Annotated in this window: 18 protein-coding genes and 1 pseudogene; 12 read left to right on the forward strand and 7 right to left on the reverse strand. The window is 60.9% G+C overall.

The features are described 5' to 3' along the window. Position 1 precedes the first annotated feature (1 nt). Positions 2 to 1,138 carry a histidinol-phosphate transaminase gene (hisC, locus tag CHH27_RS18895; RefSeq protein ID WP_094072961.1) on the reverse strand — a complete coding sequence of 379 codons (1,137 nt, stop codon included), beginning with the start codon at positions 1,136 to 1,138 and terminating at the stop codon, positions 2 to 4. Then, positions 1,135 to 2,001 (reverse strand): chorismate mutase, encoded by an 867-nt coding sequence (locus CHH27_RS18900; RefSeq protein ID WP_208988285.1) that lies wholly within the window; start codon positions 1,999 to 2,001, stop codon positions 1,135 to 1,137. Before CHH27_RS18900 ends, hisC begins: the two co-directional genes overlap by 4 nt. Before the next feature lie 182 nt (positions 2,002 to 2,183). On the opposite strand from CHH27_RS18900, the gene CHH27_RS18905 reads away from it, so the two are divergent. Continuing rightward, positions 2,184 to 3,386 (forward strand): homoserine O-acetyltransferase, encoded by a 1,203-nt coding sequence (locus CHH27_RS18905; RefSeq protein ID WP_094072962.1) that lies wholly within the window; start codon positions 2,184 to 2,186, stop codon positions 3,384 to 3,386. A 1-nt stretch (position 3,387) separates the two neighbouring features. Next, complete coding sequence (metW, locus tag CHH27_RS18910) at positions 3,388 to 4,020, forward strand: methionine biosynthesis protein MetW (protein ID WP_094072963.1); 633 nt, start codon at positions 3,388 to 3,390, stop codon at positions 4,018 to 4,020. Positions 4,021 to 4,027: 7 nt separating this feature from the next. On the opposite strand, the gene CHH27_RS18915 is transcribed toward metW, so the two are convergent. Both CHH27_RS18915 and CHH27_RS18920 read right to left on the reverse strand, forming a co-directional pair. Next, positions 4,028 to 5,407 carry an MFS transporter gene (locus CHH27_RS18915; protein ID WP_094072964.1) on the reverse strand — a complete coding sequence of 460 codons (1,380 nt, stop codon included), beginning with the start codon at positions 5,405 to 5,407 and terminating at the stop codon, positions 4,028 to 4,030. A gap of 159 nt (positions 5,408 to 5,566) precedes the next feature. Further along, positions 5,567 to 10,377 (reverse strand): annotated as a pseudogene (locus CHH27_RS18920) (NAD-glutamate dehydrogenase). Between the two features lie 107 nt (positions 10,378 to 10,484). On the opposite strand from CHH27_RS18920, the gene CHH27_RS18925 reads away from it, so the two are divergent. From CHH27_RS18925 to CHH27_RS18945, 5 genes are all read left to right on the forward strand, one after another. Next, positions 10,485 to 11,051, forward strand: coding sequence for a peroxidase-related enzyme (locus tag CHH27_RS18925; protein ID WP_094072965.1), 567 nt, complete (start codon positions 10,485 to 10,487; stop codon positions 11,049 to 11,051). Between the two features lie 92 nt (positions 11,052 to 11,143). Continuing rightward, positions 11,144 to 12,094: an N-acetyl-gamma-glutamyl-phosphate reductase gene (gene argC / locus CHH27_RS18930; RefSeq protein WP_094072966.1), complete on the forward strand. Its 951-nt coding sequence runs from the start codon at positions 11,144 to 11,146 to the stop codon at positions 12,092 to 12,094. A 22-nt stretch (positions 12,095 to 12,116) separates the two neighbouring features. Continuing rightward, entirely contained in the window at positions 12,117 to 12,722 is a 606-nt protein-coding gene (gene leuD, locus CHH27_RS18935) for a 3-isopropylmalate dehydratase small subunit (RefSeq protein ID WP_094072967.1), read from the forward strand. A 304-nt stretch (positions 12,723 to 13,026) separates the two neighbouring features. After that, positions 13,027 to 13,746: an ABC transporter substrate-binding protein gene (locus tag CHH27_RS18940; RefSeq protein WP_094072968.1), complete on the forward strand. Its 720-nt coding sequence runs from the start codon at positions 13,027 to 13,029 to the stop codon at positions 13,744 to 13,746. A gap of 132 nt (positions 13,747 to 13,878) precedes the next feature. Then, positions 13,879 to 14,751: a sulfite oxidase heme-binding subunit YedZ gene (locus tag CHH27_RS18945; protein ID WP_094072969.1), complete on the forward strand. Its 873-nt coding sequence runs from the start codon at positions 13,879 to 13,881 to the stop codon at positions 14,749 to 14,751. A gap of 177 nt (positions 14,752 to 14,928) precedes the next feature. On the opposite strand, the gene CHH27_RS18950 is transcribed toward CHH27_RS18945, so the two are convergent. Together CHH27_RS18950 and CHH27_RS18955 are read right to left on the reverse strand one after the other, a co-directional pair. Further along, complete coding sequence (locus CHH27_RS18950; RefSeq protein WP_208988286.1) at positions 14,929 to 15,393, reverse strand: Crp/Fnr family transcriptional regulator; 465 nt, start codon at positions 15,391 to 15,393, stop codon at positions 14,929 to 14,931. Positions 15,394 to 15,460: 67 nt separating this feature from the next. Continuing rightward, complete coding sequence (locus CHH27_RS18955) at positions 15,461 to 16,144, reverse strand: response regulator transcription factor (protein WP_094072971.1); 684 nt, start codon at positions 16,142 to 16,144, stop codon at positions 15,461 to 15,463. Positions 16,145 to 16,335: 191 nt separating this feature from the next. On the opposite strand from CHH27_RS18955, the gene CHH27_RS18960 reads away from it, so the two are divergent. Further along, positions 16,336 to 16,875, forward strand: coding sequence for a L,D-transpeptidase (locus CHH27_RS18960; protein ID WP_247646130.1), 540 nt, complete (start codon positions 16,336 to 16,338; stop codon positions 16,873 to 16,875). A 31-nt stretch (positions 16,876 to 16,906) separates the two neighbouring features. Here CHH27_RS18960 and CHH27_RS18965 read toward each other — a convergent pair whose 3' ends face one another. Continuing rightward, complete coding sequence (locus tag CHH27_RS18965) at positions 16,907 to 17,392, reverse strand: hypothetical protein (RefSeq protein ID WP_094072973.1); 486 nt, start codon at positions 17,390 to 17,392, stop codon at positions 16,907 to 16,909. A gap of 222 nt (positions 17,393 to 17,614) precedes the next feature. On the opposite strand from CHH27_RS18965, the gene CHH27_RS18970 reads away from it, so the two are divergent. The 4 genes from CHH27_RS18970 to ftsY all read left to right on the forward strand — a co-directional run bounded on the left by CHH27_RS18970 (position 17,615) and on the right by ftsY (position 22,440). Then, complete coding sequence (locus tag CHH27_RS18970) at positions 17,615 to 18,502, forward strand: neutral zinc metallopeptidase (protein ID WP_094074865.1); 888 nt, start codon at positions 17,615 to 17,617, stop codon at positions 18,500 to 18,502. 329 nt (positions 18,503 to 18,831) lie between these two features. Further along, the gene (gene dapF, locus CHH27_RS18975; protein ID WP_094072974.1) at positions 18,832 to 19,743 is read left to right on the forward strand and encodes a diaminopimelate epimerase; all 912 of its coding nucleotides are present in this window, start codon (positions 18,832 to 18,834) and stop codon (positions 19,741 to 19,743) included. Further along, positions 19,740 to 21,008, forward strand: a complete 1,269-nt coding sequence (gene mtaB, locus CHH27_RS18980) for a tRNA (N(6)-L-threonylcarbamoyladenosine(37)-C(2))-methylthiotransferase MtaB (protein ID WP_094072975.1) — start codon at positions 19,740 to 19,742, stop codon at positions 21,006 to 21,008. The genes dapF and mtaB overlap by 4 nt, the downstream gene beginning before the upstream one ends. Before the next feature lie 169 nt (positions 21,009 to 21,177). Further along, on the forward strand, positions 21,178 to 22,440 hold the full coding sequence (ftsY, locus tag CHH27_RS18985; protein ID WP_094072976.1) for a signal recognition particle-docking protein FtsY: 1,263 nt from the start codon (positions 21,178 to 21,180) through the stop codon (positions 22,438 to 22,440). Positions 22,441 to 22,445: the final 5 nt, after the last annotated feature.

Here is a 22,445-nt window from a genome sequence, read left to right on the forward strand (position 1 = left end):
TTTAATTCTGTCCCAGAAAGTCTTTCAGGTGTGCGATGACCGTCCGGTTGGCGTCTTCCGAACCGATGGTCATGCGAATGGAATTGGGCAGGCCGTAATTGCCGACCATGCGCAGGACGCAACCGCGCTCCAGCAGGTAGGCGTCGGCGTCCTTCGCCCGCTTGCCGTCTTCATCCGGGAAATGCACCAGAACGAAATTGCCGACGCTCGGGGTCACTGTCAGACCGAGCTTCTCAAGCTCTTCGGTGACGAAGGGCAGCCAGGTCTCGTTGTGCTCGATGGACTTCGTGACAAAATCGCGGTCGCGCACGGCTGCGATCCCGGCGGCGATCGCCATGCCGTTCATGTTGAACGGGCCACGGATCCGGTTGAGCGCATCAATCACATGCGCCGGACCGAAGCCCCAGCCGACACGCAGGTTGGCAAGGCCGTAAATCTTGGAGAAAGTCCGGGTCATGATGACATTGTCGGACGTTGCTGCCAGTTCCAGACCGCTTTCATAGTCGTTCTTGCGCACATATTCCGCGTAAGCGGCGTCCAGCACCAGGAGCACATGGGCCGGCAGGTTCTCCTGCAGGCGCTTGACCTCCTCGAACGGCAGATAGGTGCCGGTCGGATTGTTCGGGTTGGCGATGAACACCATCTTGGTCCGGTCGGTGACGCGCTCCAGAATGGCGTCCACATCCGTCTTCAGGTCTTTTTCCGGTGCAACAACGGGGGTTGCCCCGGCTGCCCGGATGGCGATGTCATAGACAACAAAACCGTGCTGGGAATAGATCGCCTCGTCGCCCGGCGCCAGATAGCCATAGGCCAGCAGCGACAGCACCTCGTCAGACCCGGCACCGCAGATGATCCGGTCCGGATTGAGGCCATAGACCTCGCCAATCGCGTCCCTGAGTTCCGTCGCACCGCCGTCGGGATAAAGTTCCAGGTTCTGCGCGACGGTCTCGATCGCCGCCCTGGCAGCTGCGCTGGTGCCCATCGGGGTTTCATTGGAGGAAAGCTTGTGAACGGTCTTGCCGTGCGAGCCTTTCGACTTGCCCGGAACATAAGGCGCAATGTCAAGAACGCCTGCTTTCGGCTGCGGACGGGATTTCTGGGTGCCGTCGGCTTCAGTCACTGTGCTCATCTCGTTCATTCCTGAGGCTCCTCGTCCTCTGCAGCAAAACTCACTTCAGGGTCACCGTCGATGGGCGCCGCATACCCCCCAACAGGTTTCAGGACATCCGGTTCTGCGCCGGCGTCGGCACAGGCCTTGCGGACATCCTCTTCATTCAACTCACCCGAAATCGCCAGCAGCGCATCAACACCGCTTGCCGACCGGAAGAAACTGAGCACCTCGATGCCCTGGTCCATCAGCCGGCCGGGCAGAATGTCTGACCAGCGGGCGTCATAAACCGCAATGTCGGCGTTGTCGATCATGCTGTCCGCCTTGGCCAGGACAAGAGCGGGCAAATCCGCGGGGCGTTCGTCCAGAACCACGAAGGGCAAACGGGCCCGCACAAGGGCGCCGGCCTGGCTGAGGCCGCGCCACCAGGGCAGCTCCGCCCGGTCCGTCAGGGCCACGAGGCCAAGGTCGTCTTCCGACGCAGCCACCGCGCCGACAACGTCCGCCGCATCTGCCGCCGGGACAAGATCCACCGAGAAGCCGAAATAAAAGCGGGCAAGGTCCAGCATCTCGATCAATTCGGCGCTACCATCAAGATGAACGGCAGTCGCCGCTTCCAGATTGGTGCAGGCGCAGATGAGATCCCGCCACAAATGCTCCACCGTGGCCAGCGGCAGGTCTCCGCGGTGCCGCTCGACCATCTGGCGCATCAGATCAGCATCGCGCTCGGGGTGAAACAGCAGGGCGCCACCACCGGCGGCCTTGCGGGCAGCCTGTATGCCGGCTTCGGCGCGGGCGCGCTCCATCAGGGCCGTGTGAATGCGCTCGTCGATCTCATCGACCTGGGTTCGCAGGTCCTCCAGAGACAGACCGCCGTCGGGCAGTTGCGACATGAGGAAATTCCGATTTTCTTAGTCAGTCAGCGGCGCATAGTCATAGGCGGCTGGCGCCACAAAGGCAAAAGAAAACGTTGACTCAGGCCGCAGGCCACGGCTAGGTCGCCCTTCCGGTCTCCGCGCCGCAGGAAGGAAATCAAAACCTTCCCTAGCGGGGACGAACACATACATAAAGAGCCATGTCCGCAGACACATCCCGTCCCGCAACACCGGAAGATCAAAAAGCAGGCGAAGCCGTTTCGCCGTCCAGCAAGCTTGCCCGGTTTTCGGCCGAACAGCCACTTGAGCTTGATTCCGGTGTTCGGCTTGCCCCCTGGCAGATCGCCTACGAAACCTACGGCACGCTCAATGCGGACAAGTCCAATGCGGTGGTCGTCTGCCACGCCCTGACGGGTGATCAGTATGTGGCCTCCACCAACCCGGTAACCGGCAAGCCCGGCTGGTGGAGCCTGATGGTCGGCCCCGGCAAGCCGATCGACACCAACCATTATTTCGTGATCTGCGCCAATGTGCTGGGCGGCTGTCTCGGCACCACCGGCCCGGCAACGATCAACCCTGAAACGGGCAAGGCCTACGGCCTGGACCTTCCCGTGATCACCATCCGCGACATGGTTCGCGCCCAGGCCCGCCTGGTCGACCATCTCGGCATCGACACGCTGTTTGCCGTGGTTGGCGGCTCGATGGGCGGCATGCAGGTGCTGCAATGGGCCGCGAGCTATCCGGAGCGCGTGTTTTCCGCGATCCCGATCGCGGCCGCAGCCCGGCACACGTCACAAAACATCGCCTTTCACGAAGTCGGCCGTCAGGCGATCATGGCGGACCCCAACTGGTGTGGCGGCAATTACATCTCGGAAGGCATACGCCCGACCAAGGGGCTCGCCGTGGCCCGCATGGCGGCCCACGTGACCTACATGTCCGACGAGTCGCTGCATCAGAAATTCGGCCGCAATCTGCAGGACCGGGACAGCAAGACGTTCGGCTTTGACGCCGATTTCCAGATCGAGAGTTATCTGCGGCACCAGGGCATGACCTTTGTCGACCGGTTCGACGCCAACTCCTATCTCTACGTGACGCGCGCCATGGACTATTTCGACCTCGCCGAAGAGTTCGGCGGCTCTCTGACCAACGCATTCAAGGACACCGAAACCCGGTTCTGCGTCATGTCCTTCACCTCCGACTGGCTGTTCCCGACCTCCGAAAGCCGTCAGGTCGTTCGAGCGCTCAATGCGGCGGCCGCCAACGTCTCCTTCGTCGAGATCGAAAGCGACCGGGGGCACGATTCCTTCCTGCTGGATGTCCCGGAAATGTTCGACACGATCCAGGGCTTCGTGACCGGTGCAGCGCATGCGCGCAGACTTCCGGCCCCGGGCGAGGAGATTTGAGATGAACCTGGCGCCCAGACAGACGCTGCCCGGCGAAGTGCGCGGCGACCACAAGGTCGTGGCATCGCTCGTTCCGGAAAAAGCCCGCGTTCTCGATATCGGCTCCGCCGACGGCGAATTGCTCGATCTGCTCTCGCGCGAGCGCGACGTGGACGGCCGTGGCATAGAGCTGTCCCAGGAGGGGGTGAACCGCTGCGTTGCCCGCGGCCTTTCGGTCATCCAGGGCGATGCGGACACGGATCTGTCCGACTATCCCGACCAGGCTTTTGACGTGGCCATCCTCAGCCAGACCCTGCAGGCGACCCGCGAACCGAAAAAGGTGATGAGCGAGCTGCTGCGCATCGGCAAGAAGGTCGTGGTATCAATCCCGAACTTCGCCCATTGGCGCAACCGCGGCCAGCTTCTCTTCCGTGGCCGCATGCCGGTGACGAAATACCTGCCCTACGAATGGTACGACACGCCCAATATCCACTTCTGCTCGCTGCGTGACTTCGTCGAACTGTGCCGCGAACTGGACGCGGATGTTGAAAAGGCCATCGCGCTCAGCGCCAGGGGCAACGAGATCCCGGTCAACGCTCCCTGGTGGGTCTGGAACATTGTTGCCGAACAGGCGGTGTTCCTGCTGAAGCGCTAGGAAAGCCCTATTCGGCCCCGCGTTCCCGCACCCGCATCAGCAAGATCAGGCCAACTCCGAAAAACAGCAGGATGACAGACATACCGGCGGGCTGACTGGCTGTCATCGCTGTCACCACGCCCACTGCCAGCGGTGCGAGGAAACTCGTCACTTTGCCAGAGAGCGCCAGCAGACCGAAATACTGGGTGATGCTTTCCTGTGGCGCGAGGCGAATGAGCAGGCTGCGGCAGGAGGCCTGGAGCGGGCCTGAGACCGCCCCGATGATGCCTCCCAGAACGATGAACATCTTCTCCGGCAGCGATCCGAACAGAACACCTTCGGGCGCGGCCGCCGTTTTGATGACAAAGAAGACCGTGGTCTTGTCGATGGATATCATGCCGAGACCGCAGATCATCAGAACGATCAGGGCAAACAGGATCACCGGCTTGGCGCCGAAACGGTCATCCATCGGGCCGCCAAGCAGTAGACCCAGCGTGCCGGTGATGGTCAGAATGATGCCGAATGTCCCGATTTCGATCGAGCCCCAGCCCAGCTGGCCTGCCGCATAAATGCCGCCAAAGGCAAAGAGCGCTACAAGGCCATCCTTGAACACCATGTTGGCGAGCAGAAACAGGAAGATGTTCCTATTGGCCCGGGCCTGGGCAAGGCTCTCCCTGAGGCTCCTGAGACCCGAGCGAATGGCAGCGCCGAACCTTGCCTGCTGCGGCGCGTCCGGCACGAACAGGAACAGCGGCAGCACAAAGACCAGGTACCAGAGCGTCGAAAAAGGCCCGACGGCCCGGTCACCTTCACCGGTTGCCGGATCAAGCCCGAACAGCGGCACGAGACCCAGAAGCGTCTTCCCGGTATCGGGCCGAGCCGCCAGAAAGCCAAGTGCAATCACCAGCGTCAAAAGCCCGCTGATATAGCCCATGGCCCAGCCAAAGCTGGAAAGGCGCCCGACCTTGGCTGGCGGCACCAGCGTCGGCATCATGGCGTTGTTGAAGACCGTCGCGACCTCGATGCAGAAGGTGCCGACGGCAAAGGCGACCAGCGCAATGAGGATACCGTCCGGATTGCCGGGTGCTGCAAACCAGAAGGCCCAGCAGCAGATGACGAAGGGTACGGTGAACGCAAGGATCCAGTGCTTCCGGCGACCGGTGGCATCGGCAATGGAGCCGAGGATCGGTGCGGTGATCGCAATACCCAGCCCGGCGGCCGCCGTCGCGAATCCCCAGAGCGACTGCCCTTCCGCCGGTGTTGCTGCCAGGTTCGACGCAAAGTAGGGCGCGAATACAAAGGTGGTCACGAGCGTGAAAAACGGCTGTGCGGCCCAGTCGAACAGCGCCCAGGACAGCACTGCACGCGGGTCTGTTGTTCTGGAGGAAACATCAACGGCGTCTGTCATAAAGTCGGGACCTCACGAGGCGCGCCGACAGAAAGACATCTCCGGCAGTTCAACATATCTGGCCTGCTCAGGATGCGGGAAGAGGAAGTAGTGAAGCTCTTGCCTCGGGTGGCAACCGGCGGCTGTCTCATTGGCCGCCGGTCACGCAATTGGATCGCCTCAGGCCGTGCCGCAGATTTCCGTCAGCAGGCTGGCCGCGACCGAGAATTTGGAGACGCTCAGGCTGCCATCAAGGATCTCGGCAACCGCGCGCTGTCTGCGCGTGACTTCGAATTCGTGCTGTTCGAGCCAGCTCTCGAAACCGCCTTCCTTGACCGCCTGGATGGCCAGCGCCCGATGCGCCCCGAACAGGGTCGCCCGTGCCCGGTCCAGTGCAAGCCCGTCATAATAGTCGTTGACGTTGAGGTCGCTCGCCTGCGCATGCATGGCACCGATCTGGAAGTGATGCGCCACCTTGTAATAGGCCGTTGCCGCCGTTTCGAGATCCGATCCGGTTTGCTCGGAGACAATCACGATGTCGGGGATGGCCGTTTCGGCCATCAGCCAGGCAATGCGTTTGGCCAGCGCCTTCGGAACGCCCTTTTCTTCATATTCGGCGGCGCGCGCATTCAGCTGGGCAGCCGGTTCTTCCGGCAGCAGGTTCTCCAGCCGGCCACGCAGGGCGGCAATGCCGGAGCGGAACCGTTCAACGACCGCCGACAAACCTTTGTCGAAGGACACGTTGCGCTTGAACCAGACCACACGGCCGAGCAGCAGCGACTGCACCTCGGAATAAAGCTCCAGCTGCAGGTCGCCGTCGATCTTGGTGTCGAGCGCATCGATCTCGGTGTTGAGATCCGTCAGGTCATAACTGTTGCGCACGGCGACAAAGCCTTGCGCGATTTCCGTCGGCGTCGCACCGGTCTGGTCCTGCAGCCGCGTCAGGAAGGTGGCACCGCCCCGGTTGATCATCGAGTTGGCCAGCATGGTGGCGATGATCTCCCGGCGCAGCCGGTGACCGTTGATTTCGTCCTGGTAGGTCGTCGCCATCTGGTCCGGGAAATAGCGGAACAGCTCCCGGGCCAGGTAGTCATCATCCGGAACCGAGCTTTCCAGAAGGGAATCGTAGAGCGTGATCTTGGAATAGGCCAGAAGCACGCCGAGCTCGGCGCGGGTCAGAAGCTGCCCCACCTTGCGCATCTCGTCGAGCGTCGCCTCGTCCGGCAGTTCCTCGACCACCCGGTCGAGCAGGCCGGCCTGTTCCAGCTGGCGCATCATGCGCACCTGGTAACCGAAATCTTCCATCCCGCGTAATTCGGTCATGGAGATGGCCAGTGTCTGCAGGTAGTTGTTTCTGAGGACCAGGTCGGCGACCTCGTCCGTCATGTCGGCCAGCAGTTCGTTGCGCTGTTCCAGGTTCAACTTGCCGGACTTCACGGCTGCGCCGAGCGCGATCTTGATATTGACCTCCATGTCCGAGGAATTCACCCCGGCGGAATTGTCGATCGCATCGGAGTTGCAGCGCCCGCCCTTCTTGTTGAACTCGATCCGGGCCAGCTGGGTCAGGCCCAGATTGGCGCCTTCGCCGATCACCTTGGTGCGCAGCTCCGGTGCCGTGATGCGGATCGGGTCGTTGGCGCGGTCACCCGCATCCGCGTCGGTTTCCGTTGTTGCCCGGATATAGGTGCCGATGCCGCCGAACCAGAGCAGGTCGACTTCCATCTTCAGAATGGCGGTCATCACTTCCTGCGGCGTCGCACTTGCCTTGTGAAGGTCGATCAGTTTCTGGATTTCCGGAGACAGCGGAATGGATTTCAGCTGCCTGGAAAAGACGCCGCCGCCCTTGGAGATCAGCTTGGTGTTGTAATCCTTCCAGGACGAGCGGCCCATGTCGAACAGACGCTTGCGCTCTTTCCAGGTCTTGGCCGGATCCGGATCCGGGTCGATGAAAATGTCCCGGTGATCGAAAGCCGCCACCAGTTTGGTTGCCTTGGAGAGCAGCATGCCGTTGCCGAAGACGTCGCCGGACATGTCGCCGACACCGGCTGCGGTGAAGGGTTCGCTCTGAATGTCCCGGTTCATTTCCCGGAAATGCCGCTTGACTGCTTCCCAGGCCCGCGCGCGGTGATGCCCATCTTCTTGTGGTCGTATCCGGCAGAGCCACCGGAGGCAAAGGCATCGCCCAGCCAGAAATTGCGGCCTTCGGAGATGCCGTTGGCCGTGTCGGAGAAGGTTGCCGTGCCCTTGTCGGCGGCCACCACCAGATAGGGGTCATCCACATCGAAACGCTGCACCCGTTCCGGCGGCAGGATCTGGTCTTCATCCAGATTGTCGGTGACGTCCAGCAGCGCATTGATGAAGATCTTGTAGCTTTCCGTGCCTTCCTGGAACCAGGCATCGCGATCGCTCATCGGCGGCAGGTTTTTCGGCACGAAGCCGCCCTTGGCGCCAACGGGAACGATCACCGCGTTCTTGACCTGCTGCGCCTTCACAAGGCCGAGCACTTCGGTGCGGAAATCCTGCGGGCGGTCGGACCAGCGCAGGCCCCCGCGGGCGACCATGCCGAACCGGAGATGCACCCCTTCGACCCGCGGGCTGTAGACAAAGATCTCGCGGAACGGCCGGGGCTGCGGCAGCTCGTCGATCTGACGGCTGTCGATCTTGAAGGCAAAGACAGGCTTCGGCTGACCCTTTTCGTCCAACTGGTAGAAGTTGGTGCGCAACACGGATTCGATCGTGTTCTGGAAGCGGCGCAGGATGCGGTCGTCATCCAGGCTGGCAACATCTTCCAGGTTTGCGGTCAGTTCACCGACCAGGCGCTCCGTTCCCAGGTCCCTGTCCTTCTCGGTGACATCCGGGTTGAAGCGCAGATGGAACAGTTCCACCAGCTTGGCGGTGATGGCCGGATAGCTGTTCAGCGTCGACCACATGTAGTCTTCGGAAAAGCGGATGCCGGCCTGGCGCAGGTATTTCGACAGGGCGCGCACCACCGCGATGTCGCGCCAGGCAAGATCCGCCGTCAGCACCAGACGGTTATAGCCGTCATCTTCCGCCCTTGCGGACCAGACCGCCATGAACATGCTTTCAAGGCGTGACTGCAGCTCGTCGGTAAAGGCAATGTCCTCGCCGCTGCGCGCCTCCAGCGTCATTTCATGCAGGTAGGACATCGGCGCATCGGCCGGGGTGATGCGGTAGGTCCGCTCGTTGATCACCCGGAAGCCCATGTTCTCCAGCATCGGCACACGGGCCGAGAGCGGGATCGGGGAACCGCGATGATAGACCTTGAGCGCCAGCCGGTTGTCCTTCGTCCCTTGCGGGCGGTGGAAGGTGATCGTTGTCGGGTTGCGGTCCGACAGCGTTTCGAGCTTGACGATGTCGAACAGGGCCGACTGCGCGTTGTAGACTTCCTTGTAGCCGCCATGAAAGGACAGTGCATAACGGTCGGCAAGCGTGCGCGCCTGGGCTGCCGCAAATTCCTTTTTCAAGGCGTCGCGCACACTGTCGGACCAGGTGCGCACCATGTCGGCAACCGCTGCTTCGAGTTCTTCCTGGCCCGGCTGCGGGGTTTCTCCCTTGTCGCGCCCGACAATGTAATGCACCCGCGCCAACGGGCCTTCCGGATAGGTCACGTACCAGGCGGACAGGCGCCCTTCATATATGGAAGCCAGATAGGTGCCGATATTGATGCGGACTTCGGTCGAATAGCGGTCGCGCGGCACGAACGCCAGGATCGAGACATAGCGGTCGAACTTGTCCGGCCGGGAGAGCACGCGGATACGCGGCCGTTCGTCGAGTTGCAGGATGGCAATGGCGAAGTGGTAGAGCCGGTCCCGGTCGATCTGGATCAGTTCGTCGCGCGGAAAGGCTTCCAGAACATTGCGGAGTGCACGACCGGAGTGGCTCTCCGACCCGTAGCCGGCGCGGGCCAGAACACTGGCAACCTTGCGGCGCAGGAACGGGATGGTGCTGGTGGGTTCCGTATAGGCCGTGGAGGCAAACAGGCCGACAATGCGCAGCTCGCCGATCATGTTGCCGTCGTCGTCATAGAGCTTGGCCCCGACATAATCCATGTGAACCCGCCGGTGGACGGTGCTCTTCACATTGGCCTTGGCGATGATCAGCGGTTCCGGCTTTTTCAGGAATTCACGGATCTCGGGCGTGATCTGCACGAATTCAGACCCCCGGCGCAACACGCGCACGTCCGGATCGGTCAGAAGACCCAGCCCGGTGCCGCTATGCGGGGACAATTCTCCTTCCTCGACGCCGCCCTCGAAGGTGTATTCGCGCATGCCGAGGAAGATGAAGTTGTCGTTTTCCATCCATTCCAGGAAGTGAATGGCTTCCCAGAGCTCGTCGCTGGAGCCCGGGATCTGTGTGGTCTTGTAGGTGTCGATCGCTTCGGCAAGCCGCTCCTGCATGGGCTTGAAGTCGGTCACCACCGACCGCACGTCGTTCAGGACCTTGTCGAGCCGTGCCTTCAACTCGTTGCGGGTTTCTTCGGAATCGATCCGCGTCACATGGATATGGATCAGGCTTTCCTGCCGGTCGGTGCGTTTCGCAGGCTTCTTGCGGGCAACCGACGAGGTCAGCTTGCCCTTGTCGTCCCGTTCGACGATGAAAATCGGGTGCAGAACCAGATGCACTTCCAGTTTGCTGTCCTGGAGTTCGTCCATCACCGAATCGACCAGGAACGGCATGTTGTCATTGACGATCTCAATGACGCTCAGGCTCTTGGTTTTTTTGCTCTGGGACTTGAAAGAGGGGTCTTCGATGCTGACCCGGTGGGTGCCGAGATCGTGGTTCTGGAAATCCTGCCAGGCGTCACGGGCGAAACCGATCAGGTCTTCCGCCGTGTAAGTGACAAGGTCCTCCGCGGCGCCCCGGTCATAAAAGGCGCGGGAGAAATCGGCGAGCGCCGGATCTTCCTTGCTCAAGGTTGCTTGGACCGCGTCGATGAGTTTGAGTTTCTCGACGTCGTGTTTGTCCGGCATTTTCCATCCCCTTAGGCGATCGTATGGTTTGGCTCTGTCGCCATCTCGTTCTAAGACTTAAGTTCATATTGCGGCGACATAGAAGGTTTCATGACGGGAGGAGCAAATTGTCAAGTAAAGTCACGGCCTTGCAAATCGATTCAAATGAAACATTAAGTGAAAAGACGCGCGCCTATTTCGCCTTGTGCGAGGAGAAACTGGGTCTGGTGCCCAATGTGCTCCAGGCCTACGCCTTCGACGAAACGAAGCTGCGTGCCTTCACCGACATGTATAACGACCTCATGCTGGCCGAGTGCGGCCTCAGCAAGCTTGAGAGGGAGATGATTGCCGTTGCGGTATCTGCGGTCAACCGCTGTTTTTACTGCCTGACGGCCCACGGTGCAGCCGTGCGGGAACTTTCAGGTGATCCTGTGCTCGGAGAGCTGATGGTGATGAACTACCGCGTGGCGGATCTCACCGACCGGCAAAGGGCGATGCTGGACTTCTCCATCAAGCTGACGGAAAAGCCGGCGGAAATTCTGGAAAGCGACCGGCAGGCGCTGCGCGATGTGGGCTTTTCCGACCGGGACATCTGGGACATTGCCTCGGTAGCAGCGTTCTTCAACATGTCCAACCGGGTCGCGGCCGCGTCCGACATGCGCCCGAATGATGAGTATCACTCAAGGGCCCGTTGAGCTCTTGACGCCTGCCCCGGCGGTGACAACGCCGTGGTTTGGGTGTATGACCCTGTCGAAATTCACTCGCAAACTGAGGAGAGGAGCGGGCTATGGTCGCGCGCGTGTTTATTGATGGTGAAGCCGGTACGACGGGTCTGCAGATCCGCGAGCGCCTCGCCATGCGCCGTGACCTGGAGCTGATCTCCATTCCGGAGGAAAGCCGGAAGGACCCGGCCGCCCGCGCCGATTTCCTCAACAAGGCCGATGTCGCGATCCTGTGCCTGCCCGATGCGGCCGCGAAGGAAAGCGTTGCCCTGATCGAGAACGACACGACCCGCGTGATCGATGCGTCCAGCGCGCATCGCGTAGCGGACGGCTGGGCCTACGGCTTTGCCGAAATGGATGCCGACCAGGGCGATGTCATTGCGGCCGCCATGCGGGTCGCCAACCCGGGGTGCTGGCCGCAGGGCCTGATTGCCTCCGTGCGGCCGCTGATTGCCGCGGGCCTGCTGCCGGCCGGCTTCAATTTCACCTATAACGGCGTTTCGGGCTATTCCGGTGGCGGCAAGGGCATGATCGCCGATTACGAGGCCGCCGGTAACGCGGCCAACGTTTTCGCGCCCTATGCGCTCGGCTTCAATCACAAGCACCTGCCGGAAATGACCGAATACGCGCTGCTGGACCAGGCACCGCTGTTCACGCCGTCCGTCGGCAACTACTACAAGGGCATGCTGACGGTCGTGCCGCTGAACCTGGCCGGCCTCGACAAGGTGCCGACCGGCGAACAGCTGCACACGGCCCTGGCGGACCATTTCGCGGCGACTGCCAACGGTTTTGTCGAGGTGGCTCCCCTGGAAGCCCTGGAACGCGCCGACAGCCTCGATCCGCAAGACCTCAACGACACCAACACGCTGCGCCTGCACGTCTTTGCCAACGACGCACGCGCCCAGGCCGTGATCATCGGTGTCTATGACAATCTGGGCAAGGGTGCTTCCGGTGCCGCCGTTCAGAACCTCAATCTGATGCTCGGTGTCGACCAGAGCACAAGCCTCGCGGCTTGATCCACCATTTCGGGAGAGAAAAATGGAAAAATTCGAAACCCTGACCGGTGTCGCGGCCCCGTTGCCGATCGTCAACATCGACACCGACATGATCATTCCGAAGCAGTTCCTGAAGACGATCAAGCGCACCGGCCTCGGCACGGCGCTGTTTCACGAAATGCGCACCAATGACGATGGCTCGGAAAACGCCGACTTCATCCTGAACAAGGCCGCCTATCGCGACGCCAGGATCCTGATCGCCGGCGACAATTTCGGCTGCGGCTCTTCCCGTGAACATGCGCCCTGGGCTCTGCTCGATTTCGGCATCCGCTGCGTGATCTCCACCAGCTTTGCCGACATCTTCTACAACAACTGCTTCAAGAACGGCATCCTGCCGATCGAGGTGTCCGAAGACGAGCTGGAAACCCTGCTGCACGCAGCCGAGCGCGGGTCCAACTTCACGCTCACGATCGACCTGGAAAACCAGGAAATCCAGGGCCTGGAAAGCGGTGACATTGCCTTCAAGATCGACCACTTCCGCAAACACTGCCTGATCAACGGCCTCGATGATATCGGCCTGACCATGGCAAAATCCGAGCAGATCGACTCGTTCGAGGGCCAGATGGGCAACGACCGCCCCTGGGTCTAAGATCTTCGCTCTGCGGAGCATTCCACTTGAGAAGCATGCCACCAGGACAAACGGGCGGCATGCTTTTTTGTTTTTGACCTCGGAATATCGACTTTCCCTAAGTACACCCCTCCCGCTCAAGCATTTCATAATCGCTTGGATCAGGGCTTTGATAACTATTATTCTTGATAATCATTGACGATGCCTGCTGCGCCTATAGCACTCACTCTCAACAAGTCTGCAGGACCCTGAGATGAATTCGGCTTTAAAAACAGCGAAATCACCTTTTATTGGCATGATTACTATATTGGCATTTGCCGCGTTGATGTTTTCGGCAGGAGCCTCTGCTCAGGAGCGCGATCTGATCGTCATCGCCAATCCACAAGCTCCTTTCAAGTTCGAGGACAATGGGATCCCGAAAGGCATCGACATCGAGGTCATAGATGCCGTCTTTGAGCGTCTGGGTGTTTCCTACCAGGTCGAATTCATCACGTCAGACGCCCGCATTCAGCAGGAAGCCCGTAACGGCCGCGCAGACATGCTGCTTGTCTTCTCGAAAAATGCAGAGCGCGAACAGTACCTGATCTATCCGACTGAATCCTATGTCGATATCAGCTGGAACCTGTTTATCCGGTCGGAAGACAAGGACCGGATCAAATTTGACACGCTTGCGGATCTCGATGGCTTGCTGATTGGCATCACGCGCGACATTTCCTACACGGAAGAGTTCCTGAACGCCGGGCTGAACTTTGATGTGGCCGCAACGAACGACCTTCAGATCGGCAAGCTGCTCGCCAGGAGATTTGATGCTGTTCCCTTGAACACGATCAACACGCTGTATGACCTCAAGCAGTCCGGTCAGCTCGATCAGGTCTATCCACTTCCCAAACCGATCAAGACCAAACCCTATTTCAACGTCTTTTCGAAGAACTCGAGCTACCCGGATATTGAAGGGCTTGCCGAGAGATATGATGCCGTAATCCGGCAGCTCAAGGCCGATGGAACGATCAACGGGATCATGCAAAAATATATCGGCCTGGATTAGCGTTCGAACCGGCCCCTGAAGACGGCGTGAGGCCAGATCGGCCAGGATCGCATGTACCGGTCGCTAAGCTCTCACATAAGCTTGAAAACTCGTTGGCTGAAGTTTCAGGTGCTGTTTGGTAAACCCGCTGACATGCAAAAGTTGAGTGCACTCCGTTTCGCCCCCTGGACCGATCACCGCGGTCAGCTGTCCTGGTTGCGCCTTGTGGTTTTCATAGGGCTTCTCGTGCCGGGAGCCCGGATCTTCTACGACCTGGCCTTCGGGCCGGTGCTTGCCGAGCCCTTTGAAGCCGCCCTTCATGCCAGCGGCACCTGGGCGGTTCGGTTCCTGATGATCAGTCTGGCCATCACCCCGCTGCGGCGGATCCTCTCGTGGAACCGTCTCATCGGTCTCCGGCGCATGCTCGGCCTTTCTGTGCTTGCCTATGCGCTGCTTCATCTCGGCCTCTATGCGGCCGAAGAGCAGTGGAACCTGTCGAAAGTCGCTTCTGAAATCCTGGCAAGGGTCTACCTGACCATCGGCTTCACGGCGCTGGTCGGCTTCGCGGTCCTTGGCGCCACCTCTTTCGACACGGCAATCCGCAAACTCGGCCGAAACTGGCATCGCCTGCACAGTCTCGTCTATCTCCTGGCCGGACTGGCTCTGGTGCACTTTTTCCTGCAATCGAAATCCGATGTCAGCGAACCGACGCTGATGGCAGGCCTGTTCCTGTTGCTGATGGTCTACCGGCTCGCGTCAAAGATCGGCCTGAACCTGGCCAACCCGCTTGTTCTGGCCGGATGCGCCCTCGCCGCCACCGCGGCCGCCGCAGGCGTTGAATATGCCTGGTATGCGCTTGCCACGGGCATTCCGGCGGACAGGGTCTTCTGGGCGAATTTCGACATCTCGCTCACCATCCGCCCGGCCGTCTGGGTCGGGATCACCGGGTTTGGTGTTGCAACTGTCGCGCTCTTGCAGCAGGCGGCCGGCTTCGTCTTGCCCAGACTGCGTCCGAAGCGGGCCTAGCGCAGTTTCGTTTCCCGGCCACACTTCCGCGCAAGCGAGGAGCCAGCACAATCATCGGTTCTTGTTTGCCGAGCCGACAGCTGCCGCTGACTCCAGGATCCCGGATCTTCGCTTGGCGTCGTGCGGATATCCGCCATCGAACTGAAAGACGTTGTGCCAAGGCCCGGGGCCAGCCCCCTAGGACTGCCGCTCGTCGTCCTTGACCCGGCGCTCGGCATTGAGCTGTTCCAGTTCGGCCATCTTTTCGCCGACGGGCTTCAAGGCAGAAACCGTATACCGGAAGCGGCTGACACGCTGGTCCAGCATGCGCTGCGCCAGTTCCGGATATTCCTGGATCATGCGTTTGAAGAGCGCCCGGCGAATGCGGATGATGCGTACGGCATCGATTGCCTCGGCTCGGCAGGGACGTTTGTTTTCCGTCAGCAGCGCCGTCTCGCCCAGAAGCGTTCCCTGACCGACCTGCTCGATTTCCTCAAAGCCGTCGGCACCCTTGGTCTGCAGGCTGACCGTACCATCGGTGATCACGAGACCGCCGTCTGCGCGATCGCCCTGATCGAACAGGCGCTGACCGCGGCTGTAATCCATGCTTTCGGCACTGAAGGCGAGCAGGCGCAGCTGATCGTCCTGAAAGTCCGAAAGCATCGGGATTCGTTTGAGAATCGCAATATCTTGGGCAAGGCTCATGCCCAAGATTTACGCTGATTACCTGTTACGGCACAAGCTTATATCCACCGGCTTCTGTGACAAGAAGCTCCGCATTGGACGGGTCCCGCTCGATTTTCTGCCGCAGACGGTAGATATGGGTCTCCAGCGTGTGCGTGGTAACGCCGGAATTGTAGCCCCAGACCTCGTGCAGCAGCACATCGCGGGTCACGGGTTTTTCACCGGCCCGATAAAGAAACTTCAGGATCGAGGTTTCCTTTTCGGTGAGGCGCACCTTGGAGCCGGCATCGTCCTGCATCACCTTGGCGGCCGGGCGGAAGGAATAGCGGCCAATGGCGAAGGTCGCATCTTCACTTTGTTCGTGCTGGCGCAAATGGGCGCGGACACGGGCCAGAAGAACAGCGAACTTGAACGGCTTGGTGACGTAGTCATTGGCACCGGCCTCGAGGCCGAGGATGGTGTCGCTGTCGCCGTCATGCCCGGTCAGCATGATGATCGGCGCCTTGAAGCCACTCTTGCGCAGCAGCTTGACCGCTTCGCGGCCGTCGATATCCGGCAGGCCGACATCCATCAGCAGCAGGTCGACATGCTCTTCCTTGGCCATGGCAATGCCGGAGGTCGCCGAATCCGCCTGGAGCGTTTCGAACTCGTCATAAAGAGAGAGCTGCTCGACCAGAGCTTCGCGGAGTTCGTTATCGTCATCGACAATCAAGATCGTGCGGGCGGTCATTTATGCGTTCCTCGCCAAATACCTAAAGTGATCACGTCAACTTGTGCTTCGGACACAAGCGTGTTCCTGCCCCTATGTGCGTGTCAAATTCTCACCGCACAAGCGTCCCCGCGTCAAATCTTCTTCACGCGGGGTTTAGAGCTGGTTTATCAAGATCTTCGAAGAAGATGGCCAAAAGAGACACAGATCGCATGACCGGCACAAAAAAACCCGCAGAGACGCTGGAAGTTCGCGCTCTGACCCGCGACCGGAGGAAAGGCCTGTTGCGCCTGGGAGAGATCACGGTTCCGTGTGCACTCGGCCGATCGGGGATCGTCGTGCGCAAGCGGGAAGGCGACGGCGCGACGCCGGCGGGCCGCTTCGCCCTGTTGCATGTCTATTACCGCCCGGACCGTGGGTTACCGCCCGCAACCCGGTTGCCGCTGGAACCTCTGTCCCCCGCAGCAGGCTGGTGCGACGACCCCGGTCACCCTCGATACAACCGTCCGATCGACCTGCCCTTTCCCGCCAGCCATGAAGTCATGTGGCGGCAGGACAGGCTCTACGACATCGTCGTGGTGCTCGACTGCAACATCGCTCCGGCTGTTCCGGGCAAGGGCAGCGCGATTTTTTTTCATATCGCGAGGGAAGACTACCGGCCGACGGAGGGCTGCGTCGCCGTCGCGCCGGAGCACATGCGTCTTATTCTCTCGACAATCGGCTCAGGCGCAGAAATGGTGATCCACGCCTGAATGGGTACACATGGGCCGGGTGTGACCGGTCCTAGGGCGTCGCGGCCACCTGCGGCCGATAGATAATGAAACTGCCGCTGACCGTGATTGCGGTTCTGACACCGGCATCATCGGTGGTGGTAGCGGTTCGAACCCCGAAATCGTTGCGTTTCACGGTCTGGTCGTCGGTGACGTTGCTTTCCAGGAAGGTCGCCATGTTGCCATTGAGGCTTTCCAGGATCGTCGTGTGCCGCGGGGCACCGCGCGAGATGGTCTGCTCTTCCCAGCTGCCGTCAGGCTGGGTGACGCGCCTGGTGACCTCGAACCGGCGGAACTGAAACACGTCGCCGGGCTGGGCATCGGACAGGTTGGCAACCACGCGCCCCCAGACATAGGTGGACGCCGGCTTGTCGAAGCCGACATGCTGAAAGCCGTTGTTCACCAGCGTCCAGCACTCGCCATTGCCTTCAACGCGCCCCAGTCTCTGGGTCGCGAAATTGATCAGGCGCTGCGCCTGCTGTGCATTCACGTCGGGCATCTGCAAAATCCTTTTGTATGCGCCCCACGACCAGGAGTTTAAGCGCGCGAGACCGCCCGCTCTGTAACGGGGATCACATTCCCGTGAACTTTCGTGATCAGTGCCGCCAATTCTCGCGGGAGACGGCATGCGTGCCTGCCGGAAGTTCAGCGCCGGATTGCATGAAACCGTGCAATCCTGTCTGGTGGTCCCGGACAAACCCCTGAAGAAGGAATGCGCGTCATGCGTTGGAAAGGCCGCCGCGGCAGCAGCAATATTGACGACCGCCGCTCACGTGGCCGAGGCACTGGATCGAGACGGCGGGTGCGCACCGGCGGTGGACTAGGTCTGACCGGTATTCTTGTTGTGGTCGGCATTGCCTGGCTGACCGGGATCAATCCGTTGACCCTGCTGGCGCAACTGGATGGCGGCCAGGGCGGTTTCGAAACGACCTCCTATCAGGATGGACAGTCGCGCAGCACCGCCGATGACGAAACCGCGGAATTTGTCTCGGTGATCCTGGCAGACACGGAAAACACCTGGGGCGATATCTTCAGGGAAGGCGGCGGCACCTATCCGGAGCCGACGCTGGTGTTGTTCTCCGGCTCGGTGTCGTCTGCCTGCGGCTTTGCAAGTTCCGCCACAGGTCCGTTTTATTGCGGCGCCGACAGTAAGCTCTATATCGATCTTTCCTTCTACCAGCAGCTCGCCGCCCAGCTGAACGCACCGGGTGATTTTGCCCAGGCCTATGTGCTGGCCCATGAGGTCGGACACCACATTCAGAACGTGCTCGGCATCCTGCCGGAGTTTCACAAGGCCAAACGCTCCTTGAGCAAGGCGGAAGGCAACGCGCTGTCTGTTCGCGTGGAGCTGCAGGCCGACTGTTTCGCCGGCATCTGGGCACATTATGCGGCACGTCAGCGGGGTTTTGTCGAAGATGGTGACATCGAAGAGGCTCTCAATGCCGCCAGCCGCATCGGCGACGACACGCTCCAGCGTCAGGCGCAGGGCTATGTGGTGCCCGAAAGCTTCAACCACGGCACTTCTGCCCAACGCGCCCGCTGGTTCCGCCGGGGCTTCGAGGCAGGCACGCTGCAAGCCTGCGACACGTTCAATGCGGACAGGCTTTGAAACCAGCCCGGTGTCCTCGCGATTTGATGCCCGCGGCAGCAAGACCGGAAAAACTGAAAAACAGTCGGTTCCCCGCCCCCCGTCGTCATGCCACGGCTCGACCATGGCATCCATTCCGATGCTGAACGTTCAAATACCGGATGATCGTTTTGCAGGGTCAAGCCCTGCAATGACGGAGACGCGGAGCAAGGGTCAATCTTGACGTTTACGCATATCTGACTTGACCACTTGCCCCACTGGTAATTTGCGGTGATTTCCGCCATATAGGGGCAGTTGTCCGCAAGTTGGCGGTCCGTTTCCTCAAGCTCAAGCGAAGAAGTGCACCCGGTATGGCGTCTGAAACCAGACCCTTTTTGAAGATGAATGGCCTCGGCAACGATTTTGTGGTCTGGGACGCGCGCGAAAAGCCGCTGCGCCTCGGCCGTGACGTGATTGCCGCCCTGGGAGACCGGGACACAGGCATCGGCTTCGACCAGATGATCACCGTGGAGCGGTCTTCCCTCGGCGTTGACGCCTTCATGCGCATCCACAACCAGAATGGCGGCGAAGTTGATGCCTGTGGCAACGCCACACGCTGCATTGGACGCCTGCTCATGGAAGAGGCCGGCAAGGAGCTTGTGACCATCGAGACCGGCGCCGGCCTGCTGCATGCCTTTGACGCTGAAGGCCCGCGCACGGTCACCGTCGACATGGGTACCCCGCGGCTCAACTGGGACGAAATCCCGCTGGCCGAGGAATTTGCCGACACGCGCGCCATCGAATTACAGATCGGCCCGATCGACGATCCGATCCTGCACACGCCGGCCGCCGTCAACATGGGCAACCCGCACGCGATCTTCTGGGTCGACGATGTCGAAGCCTATGAGCTGGAGCGGATCGGTCCGCTGCTGGAAACCCACCCGATCTTTCCCGAATGCGCCAATATTTCGCTGGCACATATCTTTGCCGAGGACCAGATCCGCGTGAAGGTCTGGGAACGCGGTGTCGGCCTGACCCTCGCCTGCGGCACGGCCGCCTGCGCGGTTGGCGTGGCGGCAGCGCGCGACGGCAAGACCGGCCGCAAGACCACCATCCATCTGCCCGGTGGCCCGATCGGCATCGAATGGCGCGAAAGCGATGGCCACGTGCTGATGACCGGGCTGACGGAAGTCGAATTCGAGGGCGAGGTTGACCTGGAAACGCTTTCCTGGCGCAAGACGGCAAGCGGTGACCAGACCGGTGAGGCCGGGGCAGCGTCATGAGCGTCGATGTCGTTACATTCGGCTGCCGGCTCAATTCCTACGAGTCGGAGGTGATGAAGCGCGAGGCGGAGGCTGCCGGCCTCAAGGACGCCATCCTGATCAACACCTGTGCCGTCACCAACGAGGCTGTCCGTCAGGCCCGCCAGGCCGTGCGCAAGGCCAAGCGCGACAATCCGGATGCGCGCGTCATCGTGACCGGCTGTGCCGCACAGACGGAAACCGAAACCTTCTCGTCCATGGAGGAAGTCGATCTGGTGCTCGGCAACACCGAAAAGCTGGAGCGCAAGTCCTATTCGGACGTCGCGGCCTTCGGCATCTCGGAAACCGAGAAGGTGCGCGTCAACGACATCATGAGTGTCGAGGAGACCGCCGGTCACCTGATTGACGGTCTGACCGGCCGCGCAAGGGCCTTTGTCCAGGTCCAGAACGGCTGCGACCACCGCTGCACCTTCTGCATCATCCCCTATGGCCGTGGCAATTCCCGCTCCGTTCCGATGGGCGTCGTCACCGACCAGATCAAGCGTCTCGTCGCCAACGGCTACAACGAGATCGTCCTGACCGGCGTCGACATCACCTCTTACGGTGCGGACCTGCCGGGCACGCCGAAGCTCGGCACACTGACCGCGAAAATCCTGAAAGTTGTTCCAGAGCTGAAACGGCTGCGTCTTTCCTCGATCGACTCCATCGAGGCGGATGACGACCTGATGCGGGTCATTGCCGAGGATGAACGGCTGATGCCGCATTTCCACCTGTCGCTCCAGGCCGGTGACGACATGATCCTGAAACGCATGAAACGTCGGCACCTGCGAGCCGACACGATCCGCTTCTGCGATGAAGTCCGGCGCATGCGCCCCGATGTGGTTTTCGGGGCCGACATCATTGCCGGTTTCCCGACCGAAACCGACGAAATGTTCGAGAACTCGCTGAAGATCGTCGACGATTGCGGTCTGACCCATTTGCATGTCTTTCCGTTCTCGCCGCGCCCGGGCACCCCGGCGGCGCGCATGCCGCAACTGCCGCGCAACGTGGTCAAGGACCGTGGCGCCCGGCTTCGCGCCAAGGGTGCCGAGGCGCTGGCTGCGCATCTGTCGGCGGAAGTCGGCAAGATCCGGCCGGTGTTGATTGAAAAGGAAGGCCTGGGACGAACCGAACAGTTCACGCAGGTCGAATTGACCGGCGGCAGCGCCGGAGAGATTGTCGAAACGAGAATTATCGGCCATACCGGTCGCCATCTGTTGGGCGAAGCGCTTTCCAGGGCCGCGTGAAGGGCGCTACCGATGTCGCTTGTTGGTGGCAGGCGTCGACGAAGGCCTCAACCGGAAACACCGCCATCCGCCAGAACAGCGCCATGCGCTTCTGCAGGATGAGATTTTGAATTGAAGTCTCGCCGGCAGCGGCGGGACACGATGATGGGCAGATTTTAAAGGCAGGTTCATGAGCGAGAAAAAACGCGGGTTTCTGGGACGGCTGTTCGGCGGCAAGGACAAGCCGGAAGAGCAGGTCGAACCGGATACGGCAGCAGTTCCCGAAGCTCCCGCTGAAGAGCCTGCCAAGGACGACCCCACCCTCGACACCGAAATGGAAGTCCGTCCGGTTGCCGCGCTGAACGAACCGTTCGAGGCAATGCCGCTGGAAGCGGGGCTGCCGCTCGGACCGGATATCCCTGCACTCAATGATCCGTTGCCCGGAGACATTCTTCCGACAGACGTGTCCATGGATGCCGAAACGGACCCGGTGATCGAACCGCCGATCGAGCCCGAGCCGGCAGCGGAAGAACCGAAACAGTCCTGGTTCCAGCGCCTCAAGAGCGGCCTGTCGCGCTCGTCTGCCTCCCTGACCGAAGGCATTACCTCGATCTTCACCAAGCGCAAGCTTGATGCCACCATGCTGGAGGAGCTGGAGGATATCCTGATCCAGGCCGATCTCGGCGTCGACACGGCCATGGCGATTACGGACCGGCTCTCCGACGGGCGCTACAACAAGGAGATCTCGCCGGAGGAAGTTCGCGAGATCCTCTCCGAAGAGGTCGAAAAGGTCCTGGAACCGGTCGCGCATCCGCTCAATCTCGACACCGGCAAGAAGCCGCATGTGGTGCTGATGGTCGGCGTCAACGGCACCGGCAAGACCACCACCATCGGCAAGCTCAGCCAGAAACTGCGCTCCGAGGGCAAATCGGTGATGCTGGCAGCCGGTGACACGTTCCGCGCGGCAGCCGTCGAGCAGCTGAAGATCTGGGGCGAGCGTACAGGTGCCGAGGTCATCGCCCGCGACACCGGTGCCGATGCCGCCGGCCTTGCCTTCGACGCCATGAAGGCTGCCAGGGAACAGGACGTCGACGTTCTTCTGATCGATACCGCCGGCCGGTTGCAGAACAAGGCCGAGCTGATGGATGAACTGGAAAAGGTCATCCGCGTGATCAAGAAACACGATCCCGATGCGCCGCACACGGTTCTCCTGACCCTGGACGCCACAACGGGTCAGAACGCGCTCAACCAGGTCGAGATCTTCGGCAAGGTTGCCGGCGTCACCGGCCTTGTCATGACCAAGCTCGACGGCACCGCCCGCGGCGGCATCCTGGTGGCGATTGCCGCCAAACACGGCCTGCCCGTTCATTTCATCGGGGTCGGTGAGGGTGTTGAGGATCTGGAGCCGTTTTCGGCGAAGGATTTTGCCAGCGCGATTGCAGGTTTGGCCTAGAAGCT

The organism is Labrenzia sp. VG12, assembly GCF_002237595.1.
Taxonomy (GTDB): Bacteria; Pseudomonadota; Alphaproteobacteria; order Rhizobiales; family Stappiaceae; genus Roseibium.